Source organism: Calditrichota bacterium (assembly GCA_013151735.1).
Classification (GTDB): domain Bacteria; phylum Zhuqueibacterota; class JdFR-76; order JdFR-76; family BMS3Abin05; genus BMS3Abin05.
In genome coordinates this window covers 76012-100809 of sequence record JAADHR010000017.1, presented here as the reverse complement: position 1 = coordinate 100809, position 24798 = coordinate 76012, and the positions used below count along the sequence as shown (strand labels likewise).

General features: G+C 45.4%; 24 protein-coding genes. 1 reads left to right on the top strand and 23 read right to left on the bottom strand.

The annotated features are described in order from the left end of the window. Nucleotides 1-12: 12 nt before the first annotated feature. Nucleotides 13-213 carry a hypothetical protein gene (locus GXO76_01095; protein NOY76441.1) on the top strand — a complete coding sequence of 67 codons (201 nt, stop codon included), beginning with the start codon at nt 13-15 and terminating at the stop codon, nt 211-213. A gap of 115 nt (nt 214-328) precedes the next feature. Here GXO76_01095 and GXO76_01090 read toward each other — a convergent pair whose 3' ends face one another. From GXO76_01090 to GXO76_00980, 23 genes are all read right to left on the bottom strand, one after another. Then, nucleotides 329-949, bottom strand: coding sequence for a T9SS type A sorting domain-containing protein (locus tag GXO76_01090; GenBank protein ID NOY76440.1), 621 nt, complete (start codon nt 947-949; stop codon nt 329-331). A gap of 18 nt (nt 950-967) precedes the next feature. Beyond that, nucleotides 968-2044, bottom strand: coding sequence for a sigma-54-dependent Fis family transcriptional regulator (locus tag GXO76_01085; GenBank protein ID NOY76439.1), 1077 nt, complete (start codon nt 2042-2044; stop codon nt 968-970). A gap of 204 nt (nt 2045-2248) precedes the next feature. Continuing rightward, nucleotides 2249-3124 (bottom strand): energy-coupling factor transporter ATPase, encoded by an 876-nt coding sequence (locus tag GXO76_01080; protein ID NOY76438.1) that lies wholly within the window; start codon nt 3122-3124, stop codon nt 2249-2251. Continuing rightward, complete coding sequence (locus GXO76_01075; GenBank protein NOY76437.1) at nt 3121-3894, bottom strand: ATP-binding cassette domain-containing protein; 774 nt, start codon at nt 3892-3894, stop codon at nt 3121-3123. Before GXO76_01075 ends, GXO76_01080 begins: the two co-directional genes overlap by 4 nt. After that, nucleotides 3891-5219: a hypothetical protein gene (locus GXO76_01070; protein NOY76436.1), complete on the bottom strand. Its 1329-nt coding sequence runs from the start codon at nt 5217-5219 to the stop codon at nt 3891-3893. Before GXO76_01070 ends, GXO76_01075 begins: the two co-directional genes overlap by 4 nt. 57 nt (nt 5220-5276) lie before the next feature. After that, a complete protein-coding gene (waaF, locus tag GXO76_01065) occupies nt 5277-6293 on the bottom strand; it encodes a lipopolysaccharide heptosyltransferase II (protein NOY76435.1) in 1017 nt (338 codons plus the stop codon). Nucleotides 6294-6360: 67 nt separating this feature from the next. Continuing rightward, nucleotides 6361-7323 carry an SDR family oxidoreductase gene (locus GXO76_01060; GenBank protein NOY76434.1) on the bottom strand — a complete coding sequence of 321 codons (963 nt, stop codon included), beginning with the start codon at nt 7321-7323 and terminating at the stop codon, nt 6361-6363. Between the two features lie 143 nt (nt 7324-7466). Beyond that, nucleotides 7467-8399: an FAD:protein FMN transferase gene (locus GXO76_01055; GenBank protein NOY76433.1), complete on the bottom strand. Its 933-nt coding sequence runs from the start codon at nt 8397-8399 to the stop codon at nt 7467-7469. Nucleotides 8400-8487: 88 nt separating this feature from the next. Next, nucleotides 8488-9474, bottom strand: coding sequence for a polyprenyl synthetase family protein (locus GXO76_01050; protein NOY76432.1), 987 nt, complete (start codon nt 9472-9474; stop codon nt 8488-8490). Between the two features lie 85 nt (nt 9475-9559). Further along, nucleotides 9560-9970: a response regulator gene (locus GXO76_01045; GenBank protein ID NOY76431.1), complete on the bottom strand. Its 411-nt coding sequence runs from the start codon at nt 9968-9970 to the stop codon at nt 9560-9562. Continuing rightward, complete coding sequence (locus GXO76_01040) at nt 9967-11799, bottom strand: PAS domain S-box protein (GenBank protein NOY76430.1); 1833 nt, start codon at nt 11797-11799, stop codon at nt 9967-9969. Before GXO76_01040 ends, GXO76_01045 begins: the two co-directional genes overlap by 4 nt. A gap of 14 nt (nt 11800-11813) precedes the next feature. Next, nucleotides 11814-12260 carry a response regulator gene (locus GXO76_01035; protein NOY76429.1) on the bottom strand — a complete coding sequence of 149 codons (447 nt, stop codon included), beginning with the start codon at nt 12258-12260 and terminating at the stop codon, nt 11814-11816. Between the two features lie 330 nt (nt 12261-12590). Beyond that, nucleotides 12591-15770, bottom strand: coding sequence for a GAF domain-containing protein (locus GXO76_01030; GenBank protein NOY76428.1), 3180 nt, complete (start codon nt 15768-15770; stop codon nt 12591-12593). A gap of 101 nt (nt 15771-15871) precedes the next feature. Next, on the bottom strand, nt 15872-17446 hold the full coding sequence (locus GXO76_01025; protein NOY76427.1) for a PAS domain-containing sensor histidine kinase: 1575 nt from the start codon (nt 17444-17446) through the stop codon (nt 15872-15874). Nucleotides 17447-17629: 183 nt separating this feature from the next. After that, nucleotides 17630-18619 (bottom strand): bifunctional oligoribonuclease/PAP phosphatase NrnA, encoded by a 990-nt coding sequence (locus tag GXO76_01020; GenBank protein NOY76426.1) that lies wholly within the window; start codon nt 18617-18619, stop codon nt 17630-17632. 11 nt (nt 18620-18630) lie between these two features. After that, entirely contained in the window at nt 18631-19350 is a 720-nt protein-coding gene (locus GXO76_01015; GenBank protein ID NOY76425.1) for an HD domain-containing protein, read from the bottom strand. Next, on the bottom strand, nt 19347-19994 hold the full coding sequence (locus tag GXO76_01010; GenBank protein NOY76424.1) for an MBL fold metallo-hydrolase: 648 nt from the start codon (nt 19992-19994) through the stop codon (nt 19347-19349). Before GXO76_01010 ends, GXO76_01015 begins: the two co-directional genes overlap by 4 nt. A gap of 11 nt (nt 19995-20005) precedes the next feature. Continuing rightward, entirely contained in the window at nt 20006-20872 is an 867-nt protein-coding gene (locus GXO76_01005; GenBank protein ID NOY76423.1) for a PHP domain-containing protein, read from the bottom strand. A gap of 58 nt (nt 20873-20930) precedes the next feature. Then, nucleotides 20931-21488: a dCTP deaminase gene (locus GXO76_01000; protein NOY76422.1), complete on the bottom strand. Its 558-nt coding sequence runs from the start codon at nt 21486-21488 to the stop codon at nt 20931-20933. A gap of 117 nt (nt 21489-21605) precedes the next feature. Continuing rightward, nucleotides 21606-22382: a twin-arginine translocase subunit TatC gene (tatC, locus tag GXO76_00995; GenBank protein NOY76421.1), complete on the bottom strand. Its 777-nt coding sequence runs from the start codon at nt 22380-22382 to the stop codon at nt 21606-21608. A gap of 241 nt (nt 22383-22623) precedes the next feature. Next, complete coding sequence (locus GXO76_00990) at nt 22624-23328, bottom strand: lytic transglycosylase domain-containing protein (GenBank protein ID NOY76420.1); 705 nt, start codon at nt 23326-23328, stop codon at nt 22624-22626. Between the two features lie 267 nt (nt 23329-23595). Further along, nucleotides 23596-23871 (bottom strand): hypothetical protein, encoded by a 276-nt coding sequence (locus tag GXO76_00985; GenBank protein ID NOY76419.1) that lies wholly within the window; start codon nt 23869-23871, stop codon nt 23596-23598. A gap of 86 nt (nt 23872-23957) precedes the next feature. Further along, entirely contained in the window at nt 23958-24797 is an 840-nt protein-coding gene (locus GXO76_00980; protein ID NOY76418.1) for a response regulator, read from the bottom strand. Between the last annotated feature and the right edge of the window lies 1 nt (nt 24798).

Below are 24798 nucleotides of genomic sequence, written 5' to 3'. Positions count from 1 at the left end.
ATGCTGGAGTTGGTGGACAAGTTAGTGGAGATTCGGGTAATCCCGTATTATCTTCACCAATTGGATCCGGTTCAGGGAGCTGTTCATTTCAGGGTGTCCGTCAAAAAAGGAATTGAAATTATTCGGTATTTGCAGGAACATACGGGCGGAATGGCTGTGCCACGCTATGTTTTTGATGATCCGGAAGCTCCCAGTAAGGTGCGGCTGGCCTGATCTGCCCGCCGGATTATTAAATCATGTTGCAATAAACTGCCAGTACAAGTCCGCCAGAAGCGTGCAACAGTGACCATGCGCCACGGCGTACAAACACGAAGCACACTATTGAATGTTAACGAACCAGCAGCAGCTTTTGCGAGAGAACGTAGTGATCCGATTTCAGCCGCGCGAAGTAGGTGCCGGAGGGAACATTCCACCCGGAGGCGTCTTTTCCATTCCAGATAACGTGGTGTAGTCCGGGGGATTCTTTTTGCCGAACCAATACTTTGATCAATTGGCCCCGGGTATTCCAGATTGAAAGTGACACGTCCATTTCATTCGGCACATTAAACTGAAGAATGGTTTCGGGATTAAAGGGGTTGGGGTAATTCTGAAAGAGAATGAGTACATCCGGAACAGACGCTTCGCTTGAATTAAATTTTGCGGGCGCACTCACTTCCTTGGAAAACTTGCTTTCATTATTCCAGTAATCGTAAGCGGTCAGGGCAATATAATAGACCTTCCCTTCTTCCAGATTTGTAATCTTGAATTTCGTGACATTGCCCACGTCAATTTGGTGCGAATAGGCATGCGACCGCTCTCCGTAGTATACCCGATAGCCCGCTAAGTCGGATTCGGTATTCGGATCCCACTGAATGGTCAAACTTCCGTGTTTTCTTTGTGCAAAGCTACTGGGGGAGAACAAAACAATCGACAGAAGAAAAATAGCTATGCCAACAATTTTATTTTTCATGTCTGTTTGTATCTCAGTTTATTTACTGTATTTTCGCCAATTGGGATGCTTAATTTCGTAATGCGCAATTTTGTAATTGAGAACCCGGGGTGAAATCCCAAGGAGCTCCGCCGCATCCTTTTGTACCCAATTTGACATTTTCAAAGCTTTGACGATGACTTCCTTTTCAACGTCTTCCAATTTCAAACTATTTAAACTGAGAAGAGTTCCCGATTTTTTTCGCCGATCCTTTCCTCCAGCTGCAAAATAATCCCGTCCGGCCATGGCTAAATCCCTCGGCAGGATGGGTTGACCTTCTTCGCAAACCAGCACCGCCCGTTCAATCATATTTCGCAATTCCCGAATATTGCCCGGCCAGTAGTGATGCACCAGCAAATCCATTGTCTCGGGGTGAAATCCCGGGACATCCTTTCGTAGCTCCTGACTGAATTTTCGTCGAAAAAACTCCGCAATGAGCGGGACATCGTCTCTCCGGTTCCGAAGCGGCGGTAATTGAATATTCACCACGTTAATTCGATAGTACAAATCAGAGCGAAAATTTCCACGGTCAATCTCTTGAATGAGGTCCTTATTCGTGGCAGCAATCACCCGCGCATCCACGCGGATGACCTGGTTGCCCCCCACCCGCGTAAATTCCTGATCCTGCAGCACGCGAAGGATCTTGGACTGGGTCGTCAGGTGCATGTCCCCAATTTCATCCAGAAAAATCGTTCCGCCGTCCGCCTCTTCAAATTTTCCTTTCCGGCGTTGAAAGGCCCCCGTGAAAGCGCCCTTTTCGTGGCCGAACAGCTCACTCTCCAATAAATTCTCAGGCAAGGCTGCACAGTTCACCTTCACAAACGGTTTCGACGATCGCGGGCTGATAAACTGGATTAATCCTGCAATCAATTCTTTTCCCGTACCCGTTTCTCCCTGAATGAGAACGGTCGCGTTGCTTTTGGCTATCTTTTTTATCAACGCAAAAATGTCCTTCATTTCAGGGCTGCGGCTTACAAGCGGGTAATTATTGTCGAAACCGAAATTTCCCCAATCCCGTTCCCCAGACTTACCCATGAGTCTGGGAATCCCGTCAACCTCTATGGCAGCTTCCGGCATATACACTTCCTCAATTGTGTTATGTACGTGCAAAATTCCCCGAACGACTAAACAATGGCAAAATCTATTCCATTACAAAAAATCAGTGCCAAATTTGTAATTCGGTTGATCTTTAATCCTCATATCTGTATCGGCAAAATCGGGAAAAAATAAAGGAGGAATGATCACAAAATTACATTTTTGTGATCCGAATGGATGCGTGAATTAATTAATTTTATTAAAGTTAGTATTTACAAGGTGTTCGAGGAACGCTTGCAGTGTTGAAACATCGTAAACCGGAAAGGGACACGGGATACCCTTATTTCGGAGGGACCGGGCGAGGTGCAATACGTCGGGTTCCTTTAATCTTGCAGCTTTTAAAAGACGTTCATCGCTAAAAAACGTTTCTTTTGTCCCATCAAAAATCACATGTCCGCTTTTTAAACAAATGATACGCTCTGCCACCTCTGCAATAAAATCCATATCGTGGGAAACCAAAATGACCGTTTTCCCGGTAGTCTTTAATTCCTTGATGAAGCTTTTCAGGCGGTTCACTCCCTGAAAATCCAGCCCGGCGGTCGGCTCATCGAAAACCAGCACATCCGGCTGCATGACCAGAACACTCGCAATGGCAACCCGCCGCTTTTGCCCTTCACTAAGCTGAAACGGAGACCGATCCTTAAACTCCTGGAAATCAATATCCAGCAAATGAAAGGCCTCCTGTATCCGGCTTTGTATAACCTTTTCCGGTATCTTTAAATTACGCGGGCCGTAGGCCACTTCATCGTAAATCGTATTTTCGAAAAATTGAAACTCGGGAAATTGAAAAATAATCCCGATTTTCTGGCGGATTTTTCCGAGCTGCTTTTTTTGTTCCGCCAGGTTTGTTCCGTCAATCAACACCTTCCCGGCAGTCGGAAGAAGCAATCCGTTAAAATGCTGAATGAGCGTGGTTTTTCCGGAACCGCTGGGGCCAACGATACCCACAAATTCTCCGGGAGCAATCTCAAAGGAAACATGTTGGATTGCCTCGCCTTTTCCGGAGAATGCCTCGAGTCCCTGAGTGTATCGAAATGAAACATCTTCCAGACGAATCCTCAAAATGCCCCCCACAAATTCAGTTTTGTCAGATAGGGCTTGAGTCTGAAGCTCGGAGGAACGGCAATGCCAATGCGATCAAGATAATCTGTATTCTCGAATACTTCGGCTGGTTTTCCGTCGAGGACAATTTCCCCCCGGTCTAAAATAATGAGCCGCTGTGTTCGGAGGGTTTCCTCCGGAAATTGCGTAATCAGGATGGGTGTAATTCCCTCTTCCAATTGGAGACCAAAAATGGCATCCAGAATCTTTTCGCGCGAATAGGGATCCAAGAGAGAGGTGGGTTCATCGTAAATAATGTATCTGGGTGCCATTGCGAAAATGGCCGCCAGGGCCAGAAGCTGTTTTTCTCCTCCTGAAAGATAATGCGGCGATTGATGCCGGTATTTTTCCAGATCGAACTGCCGGAGAATCTCATTCACCCGCTGCTGCATATCAGGCGTGGGGACCCCCAGATTTTCCAGACCAAAGGCGATTTCCCGTTCAACGGTTGTGGAAACAATCTGGTTATCCGGATTCTGGAAAACCATCCCCACAAGGGCCCGCACCTTCAGGTTTTCTTCACTGTTTCTCGTGTCCAAACCATCCACGAACACCGTCCCCTCCGTTGGTAACAACAGACCGTTCAGGCATCTGGAAAGCGTGGTTTTCCCCGAACCATTGGCTCCCATAATGCTGACGGTTTCACCGGTCCTGATTTGGAAATCAATGGCGTTGAGAACAGGGGAAGGAGTTGAGGGATAGGAAAATGTGAGGCGAGACACGTTGATCATGAATCTGTTTTTCCATATAAAATGTGTTCAATCTTTTCTGCAATTTTCCGGGTCGCCCCTGCATTTTCAAGTACAATCGATTTAGCGCCCCTCCGAAGGATTTTTAGCTTTTCGCGATCCGAAATGAATTCATTCAATTTTTCAAGGACATTTTCCTTGTTTCGAATGATAAACCCCACACCCCGGCGTACCATTTCCTGCGCCTCGGGAGAATTCAGGATTTTCGGGCCAAACAGAACCACATTTGACGAAGCTGCCGGTTCCATAACATTGTGCACACCCGGATCAAAGCTCCCGCCCACGTACGCCACGTGACTAAATGCGTACAGATTGGCCAGTATTCCGATTTGATCGACCAAAAGTACGCGGGCCGCATTCATTCGCCCGGTGTTTTTCCATTCGGAATAACGCCGTACGGGAATGGCTTCCTCCCGGAAGTGCTGCAACAATTGGGTAATGTGCTCCTCTGTCGGCTCGTGGGGAACCACAACAAACCGGCTTTCGGGGTGCCTCCGGCAAAAATCAATAACGGCCGGTACGACGTGCTCCTCGTCTGAGGGCCAGGTGCTGCCAGCGATAAAAATGAAGGGCGCCGATTTCCACTCCTCCGGAAAAAATGCCCCTTCTTTTGATTCCTCTGCGCGCCGGAGCACCTGATCGAAACGGGTGTCACCCAGTGCTTCCTTCAAAGAAGCGGTTGCGTTTACTTTTTTAAATTGCTCCCGGTCGGTTTCGGAGGCCGGGTGAATGGCCGTGATTTTCGAATAGATTTGCCGGTACAAACTTCTGGCAGGGAAACGGGTAATTTTCGAATCCAGGGGCAGCGTACCATTAATAAGCATGGTGGGAATATGCCACCGATTGGCCGCCCAGATAAAATTCGGCCAGACATCGTGTTTTGTAATCACGATGAGATCGGGATGCAAAAGTTTGAAAAACCGGTTGATGCTTCGCAGGGAATCAAACGGCAGATAAACCGCCAGATCACTGTCTTTTGTCTTTTTAAAATGCTCAAATCCGGAAGGCGAAAAAAAGGTAATCACGAGCTTCCACTCCGGATGTTTCGTTTTAATCTCGGAAAGAATGGGTCGAATTTGCTCGTATTCGCCCAGAGATGCGCTGTGAAAAACAAGCAGGGGATGTGCATCCTTGCCGTGCGCGGTTAAAAACTCCTCAAGAGCTTTCCAGAGGGCCTGACGTCCGCGGATCCCATGGCGGATTTTTTGATTAAATAACCCGCCCAGGTGAAAACCCACCCACATCAGGGGGATAACAATGGAATTGTACAGAACAAACCAGAATAAGTCTTGCACAGAATACGTCACCTAATTTATGACATAGAATGTTAGATCGTTTTCCCGGAATCGGGTTTGGCCCTCTTTTTACCGGCGAAAAAAGCGATCATGAAATGTGCGGACGGCATTCAGAACCTCTTCGGGCAAAATAGTCCGCATGCACTGAAAATGCTCCAGCGGACAGTTGTCTGTGCCGTGAAACGAGCACGGGCGGCATTCCAGGTCTTTTTCCAGAACGGCGTGGGGGGTCCGAAAGGGGAAAAATCCAAATTCTTTCACCGTCGGTCCGAACAGAGCTACCACAGGTTTCGAAAAAGCCGAAGCCATGTGCATCACCCCCGTATCATTTGTGACCAGCCCGATCGCATTTTTCAACACGGCTGCGGTTTCCTGCAAGGAGGTCTTCCCGCAAAGATTTTGATCCCTGCCGGAATCCCCCTCAAGAATATGCCGGCACAAGGGCACATCATCCTTACCGCCAATCACCACAAGGTTTATCTGAAGCGTTTTACGCATCTGATCCGCCAGCCGTTTAAAGTAGGCGGCCGGCCACCGCTTGGTTGCACGTCCCCCGCCCGGAGCCAAAACCCAGTAAGCCCCGTTCTCCAGGTTCCAGGCTCTTTTCAGATTTTCTTCCACCTCTTCCGGGATAAAAAGTTCCGCTCCCCGGCCATCATCTTCAACTCCCAGCGATTTGAGCGCACTTAGATAGCGCAGCGGTACCGGAGCCACCTTACGATAATAATTTTTTTTGAAATAAACAAGAAAAAAGCGCTGAACCGAATATTTCGGATAGCGCCTAATTTTACCACCGACCAACCAGGACAATACATAACTTTTTGTGTGCTTTTGCCAGTCAATGACCCAGTCATAACGAACGGCCCGAAGCCTTTTCGCCAGGGCCAGCAATTCCCGCCACGAAAAGGGGTGGGGCAACGTAAAAAGGGTGTCTAAATGGGGATTGGTCTTAATCAGATCCTCCAGTTCAGGCTTAACCACCATATCGATTTGGGCAGTCGGATGGCGGGCCCGCAGCATTCGGATGGCAGGGGTAGCAAGAACCACATCCCCGATCGCACTAAAACGAATCAATAAGATTTTCAAAGAAAAACATTCTCCCAAAGAAAGTGGCGTTTTTACCGAACCGTAAACAAACCTTATCGAAATTGAATTAATTCACGTCTTCGTTTATCTCCCGCGACCAATCGCGCAGACTGCGAAACCAGGCAATCGTTTTGGTGAGTCCTTCTTCCACCTCAACTTTTGGCTCCCAATGAAGGATTTCCCTGGCCAGCGTAATATCGGGCTGGCGGACTTTGGGATCGTCAACCGGAAGCGGCTCTTCTTTAATAATGCTCGTACTGTTCGTCATCTGAATAATTTTTTCGGCAATCTGCCGGATGGTCATTTCATGGGGATTGCCGATATTTACCGGATCGTGATAATCTGACATCAGCAATCGGTAAATGCCTTCCACCGTATCATTCACGTAGGTAAAGCTTCGGGTTTGAGACCCATCTCCAAAAACGGAAACCGGTTTATTCATCAGGGCTTGCGGGATAAACGTGGGGATGGCGCGGCCGTCTCCCAGGCGCATCCGCGGCCCGTACGTATTAAAGATTCGTACAATTTTCGTATCCACGCCGTGGTAGCGGTGATAGGCCATCGTCAGGGCTTCGGCAAATCGTTTGGCCTCATCGTACACGCCCCGCGGCCCTACCGGATTCACATTTCCCCAATAGCTTTCTTTTTGCGGATGAATTAGCGGATCGCCATAAACCTCGGAGGTCGATGCCAGCAAAAAGGTGGCATTTTTTTCTTTGGCCAGTCCCAGGGCCTTGTGCGTTCCAAGAGAGCCCACTTTTAGGGTCTGGATGGGCATTTTCAAATAATCGATTGGGCTGGCCGGGGAGGCAAAGTGCAATATATAGTCAATCTTGCCGGCTACGTAAATATATTCGGTTACATCGTATTTAATGAATTTAAAATTTTCACTTTGCAGATGTTCAATATTTTCAATATTGCCCGTTGCCAGATTGTCCATCGCAATCACGTCGTGTCCTTTTTTAAGCAAATATTCGCACAGATGCGATCCCAAAAACCCGGCTCCGCCGGTAACCAATGTCCGCGGCATTTTTGCCTCCTTGTTAGAAAAATGGGTTCCCTGAGTAAAAATCAATGGGTTTCTATTTTCTGCCGGAAGGCTACGGCACCCAAACACTACGCACCCGCGGGGCTCTTTACGCCCGCGCCTTCCAACTGGATTATGTTCAGACCCTATTCAATAGATGTGTCGACAACCGTCAGCTTTTTCTGAAGTCCCGATGAAACAAGATATCCCAGCTCACGGGCATTTTTTTGAAATAAAATAACCCCCTCAATCCCCGGATGCGCTTCAATCACCTTCATTCCGGCCTGAGGACCCAGAACAAAAATCCCGGTAGCGAGGGCATCGGCCTCCATCGTGGTGGGGGCTACAATGGTCACACTAACACATTTCCGTGCAGGCCAGCCGGTCTTGGGATCCAGAATATGATGGTATCGAACACCCTTTATGATGAAATACTGCTCATAATCACCCGACGTGGCCACACATCCGGAATCCATCGGAAACCAGCCGAAAAAGGCATCCAATTTTCTCGGATGTCGAATCCAGACCTTCCGCTTCCCGGCCGTTAACGAACTGGCAATGGCACTGAAATCCCCGCCGGCATCCACCATGGCATCGGTCACCTGAAATGACCTGAGCACATCCATTCCCTCATCCACGGCAAAGCCTTTGGCAATGCCGCCCAGATCCACCTGCATTCTGCTTTTTTTTAAATAGAGGGAATGGGCTGTCATATCCATATTTCGGTAATCAACCAACGGCACCAGCCGGGCAATGGCCCCGGAATCCGGCAGGGTCGTTCGGGTGGAATCAAAATTCCAGAGCCGCCGCAAGGGACCAACCGTCACATCAAACCCGCCGTCTGTCCAGTCGGAGATTCTTTCCGCTTCCTGAAACAGACGAACCAGATTTGAATCGGCTTCAACCGGATGTTTCCCGGAAGAATGATTCAATTTCCAGATGGCATTATTGGGAATAAAACTGGATGTTTCCTCTTCCAGTTCGTGAATACGCTGAAACGCACGATTCACAGCTTCTTCAATCGCTTTTTCTGATTTGTTCTGATCGTAGACAGAAATGGTTACAAACGTCCCCATCATGAGCTGTGTTTTCTTAAAGTACGGGAACGGCTGTTTCCGAGAACAAGAGGAGAGAAAAATAACAACGAGTAAAAGAAAAATGAACCGTTTATTTTTCACGATTGGCTGCAAACTCCACCAACTGAACGAGTGCATCTTTGTAGGGGCTGGGTTTAAAGGGGTCCAAAAGTGAGAGCGCTTTTTGAATGTAACCGGCGGCCTTCGCCCGCGAATAATCGACCCCCCCGTTCTGAATCACAAAATCGCGTATTTCGTCAAAATTATCGCCCGCATCTCCTTTTTCCAGGAGCTTTTTAATGATTTCACCCTTTCCGTTTTTGGAATGATTCAGTGCATATAAAAGAGGCAGTGTGATTTTGCTCTCCTTCAAATCATTTCCAACCGGCTTTCCGACAATTTCTTCATTGCCCAGATAATCCAGAAGATCATCCTGAATCTGAAAGGCCCGTCCGAGATATTCGCCAAAATCCCAGAATCTTTTGATCGGATAAGCCTCCTTCCCCGAAGAGGTGAGGGCCCCAAGCTGGCAGGATGCGGAAATGAGCGATGCTGTCTTATTGGAAATCATTCGGAAATAGGTGGATTCATCCAGCTCATACCCCTGTGCACGCTCGATTTGAAGCAGCTCCCCCTCGCTCATCTGGATGGTAACCTTCGAGATCACTCCGTTAATGTCCCTGTCATTCAGCTCCACCATTTTATGCAATGCCTGGGAGAATAAAAAATCTCCAACCAAAACGGAAACCTGATTATTCCACAGGGCATTTACGCTTGCCCCCCCTCTTCTAATATCTGCTTCATCAACAATGTCATCATGAATCAGGGTGGCTGTATGAATAAGTTCCACAATAACAGCTGATTCGATGGATTTTCGGGTGCTGCCGCCCTCCAAATTGGAAATCAAAAAAATTAATAGGGGACGAAGCCGTTTTCCCTTGTGTGCCGCCAGGTAGGAAATAACGCTGTTTATAAGATCAACATCTGTTCTTAATGCTTTTAAAAACTCTTCCTCAAAAGCCTGCAGCTCTTGAGCAACAGGCGATTTTATTTCTTGAATTTCTGCAATTTCAGCCACTCGGTGATACCTGCATTTTAGATTTACTCATTTTTGACTTGATAATAAATGTAATAATTTTAATGAATATTGTCAATTAAAAATTTCAATTACCCATTAAATTTTGATCGGAGGGTGTGTTTTTCTCTTTTAATTTGCAGGCATCTTTCAGCTCTTTTAGCAGGTCTTCCATAGGAAGGGGTTTCATAAAATATTTGCTGGCCCCCATTTGTAACACTTTCCTTTCGGTGTCCATTGAACCGAATCCGGTAAAAACCAGAATTTGAACGTCCGGGAAATCGCGCCTGGCTACCTCAATAAGGCGCATCCCGTCCATGGCCGGCATTTTAATATCCGTTAAGAGCACATTAAAGTCATATTGATTTAATTTCATCAGGGCATCCATGCCGTTTTCTGCTGTTTTCACCTTGAATCCCTTCCGGGTCAAGAGAATCTCCAACAGCTGAAGAATATCCATTTCGTCATCGACAACCAGCACATCATAGCGATCCTTCATTGGCCCGCTCCTACTGATTTTTCGCGGATCAGCATCTTTTCCGCAATGGGTAATTCAATTATAAATGTGGTTCCTTCTCCCAATCGACTTTTTACCGATATTTCACCGCCTTCACGCTGAATAATTGAATGCGAAACATACATGCCGAGCCCGGTGCCTTTTCCGACCTCCTTGGTGGTGAAAAATGGCGTAAAAATGTGTGACATATTTTCATCGGGAATCCCCTGCCCCGTGTCGGTGAAAGTGATCCTCAGCTTGTCATCCCCCGTCGCACTGGTTTCAATAAAAAGCTGTCCTCCCCCGGGCATGGCCTGAATGGCATTGATGATAATATTCAAAAAAACCTGCTTTAAGGAATCGCTGTTAAAATAGGCCTGCGGAATTTTCTGATAGCTTTTGACAACCGAAATATTGTTCGCATAAAGATCTTTTTCGATCAAAGACAACGTCCGGTCAATTAAAAGGTTGACATCAATCTTTTCCTTATCTTTACCGGAATGACGTGAAAATTCCAGTAGATTATTGATAATATTGGAGGCGCGCGTAACACTTTTTTTGATAATCATGAGTTTATTCTGGGCATCATCGTTTTCTTCGGGTAAAATTTCACTTAAATAATAGCGCGCCGTTTCAATAATATTCAGGGGATTCCGCAACTCGTGGGCCACACCGGAAGCCAGCAATCCGATTGTGGCCAGTTTTTCCGATTGAATGAGCTTCTTTTCCAGATTCTTTTGCTCTGTAACGTCCTTCACATATTCAATCACATATTTGAGCCGGCCTTTTAGATCCAGCATGGGGTAACTCCAGAATTGGAACACCTTGTCCCCCATTCGTTTTTCCATGAACTCCGCTTTATTGGATTTCATGGTTTTTTGAAGCACACAATTCAAACAGGGTTCTCTATCTTCAGAATACACCTCATAACATTTTCGTCCAATGATGTTTTCGGGCGTTTCCCCCACCTTTTTGGCTACCATCCAGTTTGCCATCACAATTCCATAGTTTTTGTCAACTACCGTGATATAATCGGTAATGCTGTCAAAAAGGGTCTGGAGTTTATTCTTACTTTCCTGAATCATCTCCTCTAATTTTTTCTTCTCTGTAATATTTTTTGCGATTCCCAAAATGAGTTTTCCCTTTTTATCGGTCAAATGAGAAAAGGAAATCAGCATGTACTGAATGGAGCCGTTTTTCGTTTTAAACTGCAATTCGTAGTTTTTTTCAACCGGATTTTGAAGAATTTCATTGACCTTTTGCGTATCGGTAAACTCGGGCAGCAGTGTCAGAAACGATTTTCCGATAAACTCATCCGGATCATATCCGAGATCTCGAATGGTCTGGTTAACGAATGTAAACCGGTAGTCCATATCAATTGAGAAAATGATATCATCGACATTGTCAACCAGTTTTTCCAAAAACTCCTCTTTTTCGTGCAGTTTCTCTCGAAGGCGGTAGGTATTGATTGTATTTTTCACGATTTTGGGGAGCGTTTTCATATACCCAACATCTTTAACAATATAATCGGCTGCGCCTTCTTTCATGGCCTGAACGGCCACACGTTCATCTCCCTGTCCCGTAATGATAATAACCGGAACGGATACGCCCATGTTCTTTAGAATTTGCAGCACTTCCAGACCGGAATAATCCGGCAACTTGTAATCCAACAGAAGGGCATCGTAGGTGCTTTCCGTAAATTTCCGAATACAGTCTTCTCCGGTTGACGTAAATTCCACATCAAAACCAAAGGATTTTTGGGCGCGAAATGCCCTGTCGATTAATTCGATCTGATCCGGATAATCTTCGACCACAAGAATTCTCTCAGACATCGATACGATCCTTTTTATGAAACCTTTGAATCTTTTAGAATTGAATAGTCCTCCAAATACGCATGAAGTTTTTTGAGTTGTCCCATAAAATCTTCAAATTTGCCGGGTTTTACAATATAGCTGTTTGCACCCAATGCGTACATTTTTTTGACCTCTTCTTTTCGTTCAGAAGTGGTCAGGACAATAACAGGAATTTTTTTCAGGATGCGGGAGGCCTTAATTGCCTTAAGCACTTCGGTACCATCGAGCTTAGGCAGACGAATGTCTAACAGGATCAGTTTTGGGATGGGAATTGTGGCGGAAGGCTTTGTCTCTCGGCCCAGACCGAGCATGTCCAGAGCCTGTTGTCCATCTGAAGCATGGAAAACTTGAATCGTCTTCATCATCTTATGCAGTACACGGGTAATAATTTCCGCGTGATCCGGATTGTCCTCGACCAGCAAAACAGACGGCTGAGACATACGTATCCCTTTTAACAGATCATCCATTGCTTTCCCTTTAATTTATCCTCGCACACTCGCTTCATCCCAGTCCCCGGCCCGTTGCGATTCCTCCCAAGGGATTCGTATTTTTCCCCTCGCCTTGCTTTTTAGTTCGGAATCCGTTCCGAATATGAGACTGTTTTCCCGAAATCTTTCGTCCGTATTCAAAAGAGAACACACCTGCGCCGGGCGATTCTCACGTAACACAATTGCCTTTCTGCCATTGTAAGGAATCCGCCCACCGGCGGACGACGAAAAGCCCTCATTGCGTTACAGGGAGTTAAAGAGTGCACGCCCTGGCGCGTGTTTTCAATCAGACGTCTTCTCGCCCTGTGTTTTGGGCAAAGTAAAATAAAACGTTGAACCCTTTCCTTTTTCGGATTCCACCCAAACACGTCCCCTGTGATTTTCCACAATTCGCCGAACAATGGTTAAACCAACGCCTGTTCCTTCAACACTTTTTAGTTCTTTTAGCATATGAAATAATTCAAATATTTTTTTGTGATATTTCGGATCAATCCCAATTCCATTATCTTTTACATAGAATTGATACGATTCATCCAGCTCCTTGAACCCGATTTCGATTTTGGGTTCGGGCGTGTTGCCGATGTATTTCACGGCATTACTAATCAGGTTTGTGAATACCTGCAGAATCCGGGCCTTATCGCAAACCACTTCCGGCATCTTTTCCTGAACGATTACATTTACGTTCTTTTGTTTAATTTGCAAAAGAAGATCGTCGATGGCTGTTTTGACGATATCGGCAATGGCAACCCGTTCAAACGGATTCACAACCCGGCCGATCCGAGAGAGTTCCAGCAAATCGCGAATCAGGTTTTCCATTTGTTTGACGTTACCCTGAATGCGTTCCAAATAGTGATGGCCCTCTTCATCAATCCGGTCGCCGTATTCCGTCATCAGAATTGTGGTAAATCCGCTAATGGATACGATGGGTGCCTTCAAGTCGTGCGATACCGTAAAAACAAAATCCTCCAGTTCTTCATTGGCACGGCTCAGTTTTTCCGTATTTTGACGGGTTTCCTCATACAGCCGGGAATTCTGAATGGCGCTTGAAAGCTGTCCCGAAAGCGCTTCAAAGGCATTCACATCCCGTTCGTCAAAGGCATTTCGATCGCCCGCCAGCAGGGCCAATACGCCCATGGGCCGGCCGGCAATTTTGAGTGGAATGCTCAGCAGCGAACCGCTTTCAGGATATCCTTCATCAATACGCTCATTTCGGGTCAGATTGTTTATGAGAACGGTGTGTCCGCTTCGATAGGCCTTCCAGATGGGGCCTTCTGTTTCCGTGTTTTCCGAGCCTATTTTCAGGATGTCCGAAAGCTGTCCCTTTTGGGACTTCAGAACCAGTCTTTCATGTGCATTTTCCGAGAGATAGATAGAAACATTCCGGTAACGAAATATTTCGTAAATCGCCCGAACCACATTATCCAGCAGATGATTCAAATTCAGGGTAGATGCAATTCGTTTGCCCACCTCGTTAACCATTGCCAACTGGGCCGACCGCTTTCTCTCCCGCTCAAAAAGTCTGGCATTCTCCAGAGCCATCGTGGCCTGACTGGCAATGGCACTGAGCAGCCGAATTTCCCGGGATTCAATCTCATGGAATTGATCCCAGTAAACGCTTAAAATGGCAATTGTTTCTCCATTCGAAAGAATCGGAACACCCAGATAGGACTTCAGATTGCCGCTTAACGGATGGTCCGAAATTTCCGGCGGGGTAAACCCCTCCTTATGAAGATCACTGATGGAAAGGGGCTCTTTTTCAACAATCATCTGTTTCAGCTTTTTTGCCAGAGGCGTTTTCAGCATTAAATCAAAGACATTGTTCTCCGGTACACTCCTTCCGGAACCCGAACTTCCGACAAACCAAATGGTACTTAATTTTGCTCCCATGGCCACGGCAGCAGCCTTCACAATCGAATCGACCACTACATTGCTATTCAAACTGAGTCCCAGGGAATTGCTCACATCGACCAGGGCAGAATATTCCATCATGCTTCGTTTAACTTCCTGGTACAAAAGGGCATTTTCGATCGCGGTGGAAACCTGATTTGCAATTTGTTTGAGTAAACGCTTGTGAGCCGGGGAATACGCATTTTTGTCCAGTTTGCCGACACTGAAGGTGCCGATGTACTTCCCCTTTGACATCAGCAGAGCCCGAATTTGTGAATGCAGCTCCCGTTCAATCTGGCTGCGACGGTCGTGGATGCCATATTCCAGACCGCTGTCCGTTGCCTCCTGGCTTTCGCCCCAAAAATTGATCCATCCCAGATTTGAATTTTCAATAGGAACCCAGTTTTTATCGCCGAGCCGTTTGGCAAGCGGGGCCGTTCCCAGCGGAAAATACTGAATATGCTCGGTATTGTCATGAAAAAGCATAATCGATATAAAATCAAAATCCACAATCTTTTGCACCTCAAGTGCGATTATCCGTATGACCTCTTCCACATCCAGAGAGGAATTAACGGAGTTTATAATCTTATTGAGGGCTGCAATCTGATCTGTTTTCTGCTGATATTGTTTGTAAAGCCTTGAATTTTCGATGGAAATGGCCAGGTACGTTCCGGCCGTCTTTAAAAAATTGATTTCGTCCTGGAGGAATTGTCTGGGTGACTCGTAATACAAACTCAGCACACCAATTGCATCGTCTTTGGGGATGAGAGGAATAGAGATGGTGGCACTGTAGCCAATCCGCTGAGCAATGGGCTGCCACCTTTCGTAACGGGATTCTTCCAGAACATTTTCCACAATGAGGGTTTCTTTTGAATCCAGAACATCCCGGTACGGGCCTTCTTCCAGACCCACTTTCCAGGGTTGATCGAAAAGAACAATTTCTTCCGGTGGAATTTTTTGAGCCCGAAAAAGCTCCGAATTTCCATCAGTCGCTTTTAAGAACAGAGAGGCGTAAACGGCGTGGCTGATCGTTCCGATCTTGATCAGCGAAAGATCGATTATTTCCTCAAGGTCAAGAGCCGATGCCATGGTTTGCCCCATTTCCATCAGGGTAATTAATTCCTGATTTCGGCGGGTATACGCATCCTGCCACCCCCCTGAAACGGCTTCCCGATAAACAGCCAAAAAATAATCAATCGGCCCCTCTTCTCCGGTTCCGGGAAGACGCGAAAAGACGATGTCCACCGGAATTTGAAATCCATTTTTTTGGCAGACGTGAATTCCTTCAATTTCTGTTTTTCCCTCAAATTCCAGCCGTTGAATTTCGAGCTGAATCAGAGGAATTTCATCCGAGAGATGAAGCGATTCAAGGCTTTTCCCGATAAGCTCTTGAACAGGATATCCGGTAAGCTTGGCAGAATAGGCATTTGCCTGCAAAATTCGCAGGTTTTTTGCCTGAATCATAAAAAAACCATGATGCACCAGGTTGGTGATTCGAAGAATGGTGTCCCACGAAGATAAGACATCTTTGCTTAAATTTGTTTCGCCATTTGTGTGAGGAATCTTCTCAATCATTCCTTTTGCCCTATTTTGCACAAAACCCCTTTCAGCGGCAGAGCCAACCGGCACACGGCTCCTTTGAAGGGATTTTTCCCTTATCTTTTAATTCATCCCACTTAATTTTGTACAGGAAAAGAGACAATAAATGTGGATCCCTTTCCCACCTCCGATTCCACATCAATGGTTCCGTTATGGGCCTCCACAATCTTTTTAACAATCGCAAGCCCGACACCGGAGCCTTCAATTCCCCGAGAAGGCTGCAAGCGGAAAAAGACATCAAAAATACGATCTTTGCTTTTGGGATTAATTCCGATTCCATTATCTTTAAAGAACAATGTTAACGACGACCCGTTCCGTTTCCAGCAGATTTCAATTCGGGGATGTTGCTGATCCCCCATGAATTTGATGGCATTGCTAATCAGATTTGAAAAAAGTACCTGAACCAGACTCGGATTACATTTTAAACGGGGAAACCGATTGGGCAGTACCAGATCGATTCGCTTTTTTTCGATTTGGAACTGAAACTCATCCAGTACATTGCGGAGAATTGAACCCAGTGATGCGATTCGAAATTCATCCTTATCCTGTTGAATTCGCGATAATTCCAAAAGGTCCTGAATCATGTTTTTCATGACCCGAATATTCTTCAGCACCTTTTCGATATAAAATTTTCCATCTCCCGACAATTCATCAATATTTTCCGCCATCAGCAGCGAAATATAACCCTCAATGGAGATGATCGGCGCTTTCAAATCGTGAGAAACAGTATAGGTAAATTCTTCCGTGTTTTTGCGCCATTTTTCAAGGGCTATTTGTTCCCGAACCTTTTTCGTACGATCATTCAGAAGCCACAAAAAATACCCTTCATCCTGAGAGGTTTTCAGGGGTGTCCCCTTAATTTCCAAAACGATCTCTTTCCCCTTGCGGGGCACCAGTTGAACCTGTTTTGTTCTGAATGGATGTTTTTTAAGCGATTCCAATTCCGTTTGCAAGATTTCCCCGTATCTTAAATTGGCCTTTTTTAAAGGCAGACCGATAAACTGCTCTGCTTTCTTATGAAACAGTTTTTCCACCGGGCGATTTGCATAAACTATGCGAAAATCGCCGGATGTAATGAGCACGCCTGCGGCCGTTTCCCGTTCAAGGAAATGGATGAGTTCATCGGTCATGCATGGGGCCGACGGGGTGCAAAAATTTTCACTCATTTTTCGAATCAAGCGAAGTTGAGAGTCCAGGATGCCGGAATCTCCGCGGGGCAAATCCGATCGGGAAAATGCCAGAAAAAGTATCCCGCTGACCCGCTTATTGCTCATAATCGGAATGCGTTTGAGGCTTCGAATTCCATTTTTCAGGAGCTTCTCCCGTACGGCATCCGGCAGGGTGCCTTTTGTCTGAACATCCATAACAACGGCAGAATTTTGACGTTTCAGACTTTCCCCCCACTCCGGGAAATTGAGAATTTTGCAGAATCCCCTGCGAGAGTGAGTGCTTTCCAGTTCAAACCCAGTCAATGAGCCGTCAAACCATTTTAAACAACACGACACGGCCTTTGTGGCATCGCAAATTGTTTTAAGAATCTCCGGGAAATAAGTTTTTGCCTGATACTGGAAATCGAAGTGTCGCGCGATTTCAGCCAAATCAAGCATTCTCTCCGTCTGCAACTTTCTTTCGCCAATCCGATCTGGATTCATTTTGAACTCCCCGCATTGTTTCCCGACTGAAACGCAAGGGCTATTCCGCAATATGCCAATATATTTCGGCGTAATTTCTTATTTATTAATAATTTTAAGGGGATGATCCTCACAAATAAACATACTCATTTTAGGGAATAAAATCAAGGAGAAATCGAAATGTTACTCATTTTTAATAATTCTTCACGAGGCAAAAAGCTTTCCGGCTTTTTCCAGAATCAGGGGAATGGTTTCGTCAATGGGTTTTTTTACAATGGCTCCCGATGCAAATTGGTGTCCGCCGCCCCCCACATCCTGAGCTAACCCATTGATCACAATATTACCTTTTGAACGAAAACTCACTTTGGTTCGTTTTTCTGAAACCTCCACAAACATCAGACTGACTTCAACCCCATCAATTCGGCGGGGGAAATCGGAAAACCCATCGGTCTCTTCCGGATTGAGACCCACTTTCCGAAGCATCTCACGGGTAATCTTGAACCAGGCCAATTTTCTTCCATATTCAAAATTCAGCTGCTGAAGTGCCATGCCAAGCAGTTTGATCTTTTCGGGACTTTCTTTTTCATAAACATTTTCATAAATGGAGCGGAAATTCACCCCCTGTTTCAGAAATTCGGCAGCCATTTGGTGAGCTTTTGGCGTTGTATTATTAAACCGGAATGACCCTGTATCGGTTAGAACGGCTGTATAAAGTGCCTCTGCCATGGGTTTTGTAACAGGGGCGCGCAGTGCTTTTAAAATATCGTAAACAATTTCACCCGTGGACGAAGCCTCCGTCATAATAAAATCCAGCGCGGAGAACCGTTCACCATCGGGATGATGATCCACGCAAACAATCGGAAGGGGGTGTCTGCTCAACCATTTTCCGAATTCCTTCAGCCGGTACCAGTCGCTGATATCCAGAATAAAAACAACCTCAATTTCCTTGAGCCGCTCTCGATGCCGCTTGGCGCTAAAAACTTCCATAACCCCATTGGGATCCAGAAAGGTGTAGTTTTTCGGCAGAGGGTTATGATTCCAGATGAAAACCGTCTTACCAAGACCTTTTAAATAGTAGTAAAATGCCATTTCGCTGCCCAGCCCGTCTCCATCGGGGTTAACGTGGGTGGTTAACACAAAATGGTGATGGGTGGCGATTAACTGCCGCAAACGTTCAATTCGTGTTGAATCCATAGTTCCCCGAGCTACATAACCTTTGTTCCGTTAATTTCCAAACGAAATTTACACGATAAATAGGAGGCCGCCTTTTCGCAGGCCCGCATGTGTCCCAGAAAAATACCAAAATAATCCATGATTTTGGAGATTTGAGTATCAATAGACAATTCCAGAGTAATTTCCTTGCCATCGCCATCGACACGCAAAAAGGAATTTTCTACGGCAAAGTAAATACGCTCTTCCGGCTGCAATGTTTCAACAGTTGATGAACGGACGCGCGACCGGTGAACATCCGATTTATCGGCCAGCATAAGAGCGGCTGCAATCGGATTTACGGTGTCGAAATTGGCTTCGTCATGATTTCCAATGGCTGCAACCACTTCGATAATTTCACGGGGTTTCATTCCCATGTGTAAAAGAATGGTATGCGACAGCAAGGCTCCCATTTGTGCGTGCTGGGCCCGGTTAATAACATATCCGATATCGTGCAAATAACCCGCAATGGCCGCGAGTTCCGCTTCACGATCGGAACGCCCCACGCGCTTAACGATATTGTACGAAATATTTGAAACCAAATTGGCATGCCGTCGTCCGTGTTCGATGCAGGAACAGCCCTCCATGTGTGAGTCAGCCCCGTTCAGATACGCATCCACAAGGACATTGCTTCGTATGTCCTCGACGGTGAGTACTTTTTCTGAAGTGTGAATTGTTTTTTTCCGATCGATCAGGGAGCTAAAAAATTCTTTCATGAGTTGCCTCTAACAAACGGGTTAAATCGCTTTTCGTTTCTGATAGTGGTTCGGGGACCGTGACCCGGAAACACATCAAAATCATCCGGTAAAACAAATAATTTATTTTTAACCGAATCAATAAGAGTTTGATAATCGCCGCCCGGCAGATCCGTGCGACCAATAGACCCCGCAAAAAGGGTGTCGCCGACGAATACCTCCCCCGGTCCCACATAACTGCAGCTTCCCGGTGTGTGTCCGGGAGTGTCAATCACTTTCAAATGGATCGGTCCCAGCGCAATTTCTTCGGGCTCAGAAACCCAGCGATCCACCTCAAACCCCGGTGGACTCGAAAGGCCAAGAAGTTGACCCTGCAGAGCCAGGTTTGCCAGAAACTCCTTTTCATTCTCATTGGCCAGAACAGGAATTTGAAACCGATGCTTCAGTGCCTGTACCGCCAACAAATGATCGATATGCCCGTGCGTAAGCAGAATAAGCCGGGGAGTTAATCGAAGATTTTGAATCTCCATAAAAATAAGATCTTCGTCACCACCGGGGTCAATGATGGCCGTCTCCGGTCTGTTTTGGGGATGAACCAGATAACAATTCACGGAAAACGGACCGACGACTACCGTATGTATTTGCAATTTGCCGGATTGAATCATTCTGTATTTATTCAACTCAAGTTGGAGCCCGCTGCGCGCAATAACTGAAGAGCCTTTTTCATCTCTGCAACAAATTTATAAGGGACATTGAACTTTCCCATCATCATCTCTCCTTTCCGGTTTCCATGGCAATCGGAGCCTCCCGATACCAGCAGCCGATGGTCGCTGGCAAATTTATAAAAATAATTGACCTTCTCGTCAGAATGTTTGGGGTGAAGAATTTCCAGACCGTCGAGGCCCTGCTTCATCACCTGAAAGATTTCGGTATCCGTCAAGTCCATTCCCGGATGGGCCAGAAAGGTGAGCCCCCCCGCCTTGTGAATGAGATCAATTCCTTCGACGGGCGATATTTTTGGTTTTTCCACAAAGGCCGGTTTCCCGTCCCCAATGTATTTGTAGAATGCTTCATCATACGAAAGGACGAATCCCTCTTCCATTAGGGCATCGGCAATGTGGGGACGTCCTACTGCTCCATGGCCCGCGCTCGAAATAACAACCTCTGCATTTAATCGAATGCCCATTTTCCAAAGCTTGTCGAGTATTTTTTTGGCACGCTTAATTCTTTCTTCCTGAAAAAAGCGCACATACTCCAATATATCTTCGTTGTGGGGATCAAAAAAATACCCCAGAATATGAACATCATGAATACCGTTTGTCGTACTGAGTTCAATCCCCGGAATAATTTCGATACCCATTTCGTTGCCAACTTTTGTCGCTTCATCAATACCCCGCAAGGCATCATGATCCGTTATGGCAATGGCCCGCAACCCAATTTCTCCGGCTTTTTGAACCATGTATTCGGGTGAGAAGACCCCATCGGACCACGTGGTGTGTATGTGAAGATCTGCCCATCCGTTATCTTGACTGTCTTCCTTCATAAACTGAACATCCCATGCTTAAGGCTATCAATTCCCCGCTATTCCTGTTCGAAACTGCTCAGGAAACCCTTGGTAAGGTTACGCCTGTTTGTGCTTGATATTTCCCCTTTTTATCCGCGTATGAAATTTCGCAGTTCTCATCGCTTTCAAAAAACAGAACCTGTGCAATGCCTTCATTTGCGTAAATTTTTGCAGGAAGAGGCGTTGTGTTGGAAATTTCAAGCGTCACAAAGCCTTCCCAGCCGGGTTCCAGGGGGGTTACATTTGTAATAATGCCGCACCGTGCATACGTGGATTTTCCCAGGCAAATGGTCATAACATTTCGTGGAATTCGGAAATATTCAACCGATCGGCCCAGGGCAAATGAATTGGGGGGAATAACGCACACATCTCCGGTATATTCCACCAGCGACCGGGAATCAAAATCCTTGGGGTCGACGATTGTCGTATTAATATTCGTAAAAATACGAAACTCATTTGCGATGCGTACGTCATAGCCATAGGACGAAACACCATAAGAAATCACGCCTTTTCTTACCTGTCGGTCGGCAAAGGGCTCAATCATTCCGTTTTCAAGAGCCATTTTTCTGATCCATCGATCGGGCTTTATTGCCATTGTTTTCCTCCGAACATCTCTCAATACGATATAATATTTTCTATTTCAATCGTCCCCCCGGGATTCTCCTGATGCATTCCAAATGTTCAAAGCAACCCGGAAGGGTTTTCCCCCGATTTAATTCTTTTTTAATGCCGCCTTTTTGGCCTTATTTTTATAAACCACAACCGAAATCCACACACTGACCTCATATAAAAGGAGCAAGGGAACGGCCATCAATATTTGGCTTCCCGGGTCTGGCGGTGTTAAAATAGCGGCCGCCACAAACACAATAACCACGGCATATCGTCTGTATTTTTTTAGATAATGAGGTCGCAAAATGCCAATTTTCGTCAGAAAGTAAGAAAGGGCCGGTAACTCAAAAATAATTCCGGCCACCAAAATAATCCTCGAAACAAAACCAATGTAATCATTTATATTGATTGTGGGCCGGATCGACTCGGTACCCAATCCGTATAAAAAGGGCAGAATAAACGGGAGCATCACAAAATAGGCAAATACAATTCCAAGAAGGAAACAAATCGTTGAAAAAATAATTATCGGCCAGACAAATTTTTTCTCCCGCGGAAGCAGCCCGGGCGCCACGAATTTCCAAAATTGGTAAAAAATCACAGGAAGCGCCATGATGATGCCAGCGGCTATGGCAATTCCGAACCGAACCATGAGCATTCCGGTTGGATGCAAAAAGATGAGTTTGGGCGGATTCGGCATTCGGTTGTTCGGGTAGGTTAATATTTCCAGAAGCTGGTTCGAAAAAGGAAAAGCAATGAGGACCATTACAAAAACGGCTATAACGCTTTTAAGAAGACGCCACCGCAATTCTTCCAGATGGGCCAAAAATGGCATTTCTTTCCCATTGGAATCGGTTTTCTTTTTCTGTTTTTTTGCACTCATAAAGCAATTTTCACTCTGCTCATATCATTGCAAAGACACGTGTGGGTTTCTTTCCGTCGGACAATTTCATCATAAGAAACAAATATAGCCCTATTTTCTTAAAAAAACAATGAAATTTTATTCATTTTTTAATAGAACGACTTTCAGCCTGCTATGAACCCGTCCATTTCTTTCCAGATAGAAAAAAGCTCCGATAAATGGATCGGAGCTTTTTCGCAATTGCAAAATGTGTAAAAGCCTATTACATCTGGGATTTTTTATACAGCTCGCTGTATTTTAGCACCGAAGGCACATAATCCTCTGTTTCCTTGTACAGGATGCCTTTGGCCTTGTTGGCTGCCAGCCATTCGGCCGCCTTGCGCTCTCCCCCGTTGTAGGCCGCAATACCGCCCTCCAGCCCGTACGTGTCAATTAAGGCTGACAGATACCGGCAACCCAGCCGAATATTGTCGATCGGGTTGTAAAGAACATCCTCTGGCGTTGTCCAGTTAATACGTTCGTATGACGCCAGGAACATACCCGTCATGGGCATAATCTGCATCAACCCAAGCGCACCTGCTTTGGACGTGGCCCCGGGATCCCAGGTGTTGCCGGTTTCCTGTGAAATGACCGCGCAAATCAAATCCACGGAAAGATTGGGGTATTTTATGCTCATATTGTAGATCTCATTGGCAATTTCGTATTTTAAATTTGACGGCAGATTTTTGTTATGCTTGTCAATAATTTTCATAACCTTCTCAATATTGAATTGCCGGATTGAATCCACATTCATGGCCGCCTTCAAATCCATTAACGACCTTTCCAGCGACTGGATTTGCTGGTCGTAGCGGGTCATATACAAATACTTCGCCGTAAACCCCAACATCGACACCGAAAAAATAAATATCGTCGTTGCTAAAAACAATGTCTTGTATCTGGACATAAAAAATTTCTGTTTCTTTTCCATTGTTATGTGTCACCTCCCGTAACATTTGTTTTATTTAACTATCAATAGACGCAAATTCGAAAACCCCAGATTGTTTTTTAATGAATTACGTAAATTGTACCTATTTAGTTCCAAACGGTTCCCTTTTTTCTTCTTGTTTGCTGCAAAACATTCCCTAACTAATTGTTATAATAGAAGTTAGGTCATTGTCACATTTTAAAGACAAAAAAAATCCAGTTGATTTTCAACTGGACTGCTAAATATAGTGCAATATTTTGATTTTGTCAACTATTTTTTCAAATCCATCCTCTTCAATATTTTGTAGGCATTTTCCGAAATCGGATTCTGTAATTCCTCTTCCAGAATATCATAAAACATTTTCAATTTGGCCATTTTTTCCCGGCATTGCTGGCAATGCTGAAGATGGGCTTCTATTTCGCTTCGTTTTTCCGGGCTAAATCCTTTTTCATCCAAAATGAACAATTCCAACAATGTGTCGTCGATGTGTTTTTCCTGTTTCAGGTTCATTACGGATTCACCTCTTACGGTATCTACTAAAGTCATCTTTCACCACCACTTATTTTTTGAGACGTTTATACTCTTTTTTATCGGAGCTTTTTCTTTTATCTGAACAAACTAAAAAAGTTTCACTAAACAATCAATGCGTCCGATATTTCTGTCAGCCTTTCTTTTTTTTCAATAAGATGTGTTCCGAGAAAGATCGTATAAGTATTTCCCGGTCCCCCGTTTATTGAAATAATATTCAACTTCAAATTGTCTTTTCTGAATTCCATTGTGAGTTTCCCGGACCAATTTCCGACGCGGCCCCTCTTTTCCGAGATAGAAGCCATTTCCTTTCGAATGTCCCGTATGCTTTCGATAGGCATCAACCGATCCAGGGGCAATGTTTGTCCCCGGAACTGGGGTAATCCAAACATCTCAATTGCCTTTTCATTCCAGAATATAATTTCTTCATTTTGATTAAGAATAACCAGTGACTGGTCCGTATTTCTCAGGAGATCAATCCAAGCACCAGCCGTAAAATCCCCCCTGTTTTCAGGAGATTCCAAATAGTCACATTGATAGTTTCCGTTTTGGTCGCGTCTGCAGAATTGACGCATCATTTCGAAAACCACCTTTGACAGCATTTGTTGATTCTTCCACAGCCGGCTCTTTGACATAAAAAAGTTTGCTCCTGAAGAAATCGCCTGGATTTCAAGTTCAATCCGGTCAACAGAGGAGATCATTAAAATCGGGGTGTGAATATTTTGCCCCCGAACCAGCTGCACAAAATCTATGCCGTTCATATCGCCCAAATCATAATCCACAACGATCAAATCAAATTGACTTCTCAGAAGAGCCTCCAATCCGATAGAGCCTCTCGACGTAAGCTTAACGTCGCATTTGCTGAGGTGCCGCGAAATAATTTTCTGATGATCACTATTGTCTTCAACCAGTAATAGTTTCGGTTTCACCTGTTCATCATCCATT

Excerpts from the sequence above, each read along its gene's own strand:
- GXO76_01090 (NOY76440.1), bottom strand. The coding sequence starts at position 949 with ATGAAAAATAAAATTGTTGGCATAGCTATTTTTCTTCTGTCGATTGTT.
- GXO76_01085 (NOY76439.1), bottom strand. The coding sequence starts at position 2,044 with ATGCCGGAAGCTGCCATAGAGGTTGACGGGATTCCCAGACTCATGGGT.
- GXO76_01075 (NOY76437.1), bottom strand. The coding sequence starts at position 3,894 with ATGATCAACGTGTCTCGCCTCACATTTTCCTATCCCTCAACTCCTTCC.
- GXO76_01060 (NOY76434.1), bottom strand. The coding sequence starts at position 7,323 with ATGCCGCGGACATTGGTTACCGGCGGAGCCGGGTTTTTGGGATCGCAT.
- GXO76_01055 (NOY76433.1), bottom strand. The coding sequence starts at position 8,399 with ATGATGGGGACGTTTGTAACCATTTCTGTCTACGATCAGAACAAATCA.
- GXO76_01045 (NOY76431.1), bottom strand. The coding sequence starts at position 9,970 with ATGAAGGATCGCTATGATGTGCTGGTTGTCGATGACGAAATGGATATT.
- GXO76_01040 (NOY76430.1), bottom strand. The coding sequence starts at position 11,799 with ATGTCTGAGAGAATTCTTGTGGTCGAAGATTATCCGGATCAGATCGAA.
- GXO76_01035 (NOY76429.1), bottom strand. The coding sequence starts at position 12,260 with ATGTCTCAGCCGTCTGTTTTGCTGGTCGAGGACAATCCGGATCACGCG.
- GXO76_01030 (NOY76428.1), bottom strand. The coding sequence starts at position 15,770 with ATGATTGAGAAGATTCCTCACACAAATGGCGAAACAAATTTAAGCAAA.
- GXO76_01025 (NOY76427.1), bottom strand. The coding sequence starts at position 17,446 with ATGAATCCAGATCGGATTGGCGAAAGAAAGTTGCAGACGGAGAGAATG.
- GXO76_01020 (NOY76426.1), bottom strand. The coding sequence starts at position 18,619 with ATGGATTCAACACGAATTGAACGTTTGCGGCAGTTAATCGCCACCCAT.
- GXO76_01015 (NOY76425.1), bottom strand. The coding sequence starts at position 19,350 with ATGAAAGAATTTTTTAGCTCCCTGATCGATCGGAAAAAAACAATTCAC.
- GXO76_01010 (NOY76424.1), bottom strand. The coding sequence starts at position 19,994 with ATGATTCAATCCGGCAAATTGCAAATACATACGGTAGTCGTCGGTCCG.
- GXO76_01005 (NOY76423.1), bottom strand. The coding sequence starts at position 20,872 with ATGAAGGAAGACAGTCAAGATAACGGATGGGCAGATCTTCACATACAC.
- GXO76_01000 (NOY76422.1), bottom strand. The coding sequence starts at position 21,488 with ATGGCAATAAAGCCCGATCGATGGATCAGAAAAATGGCTCTTGAAAAC.
- tatC (NOY76421.1), bottom strand. The coding sequence starts at position 22,382 with ATGAGTGCAAAAAAACAGAAAAAGAAAACCGATTCCAATGGGAAAGAA.
- GXO76_00990 (NOY76420.1), bottom strand. The coding sequence starts at position 23,328 with ATGGAAAAGAAACAGAAATTTTTTATGTCCAGATACAAGACATTGTTT.
- GXO76_00985 (NOY76419.1), bottom strand. The coding sequence starts at position 23,871 with ATGACTTTAGTAGATACCGTAAGAGGTGAATCCGTAATGAACCTGAAA.
- GXO76_00980 (NOY76418.1), bottom strand. The coding sequence starts at position 24,797 with ATGGATGATGAACAGGTGAAACCGAAACTATTACTGGTTGAAGACAAT.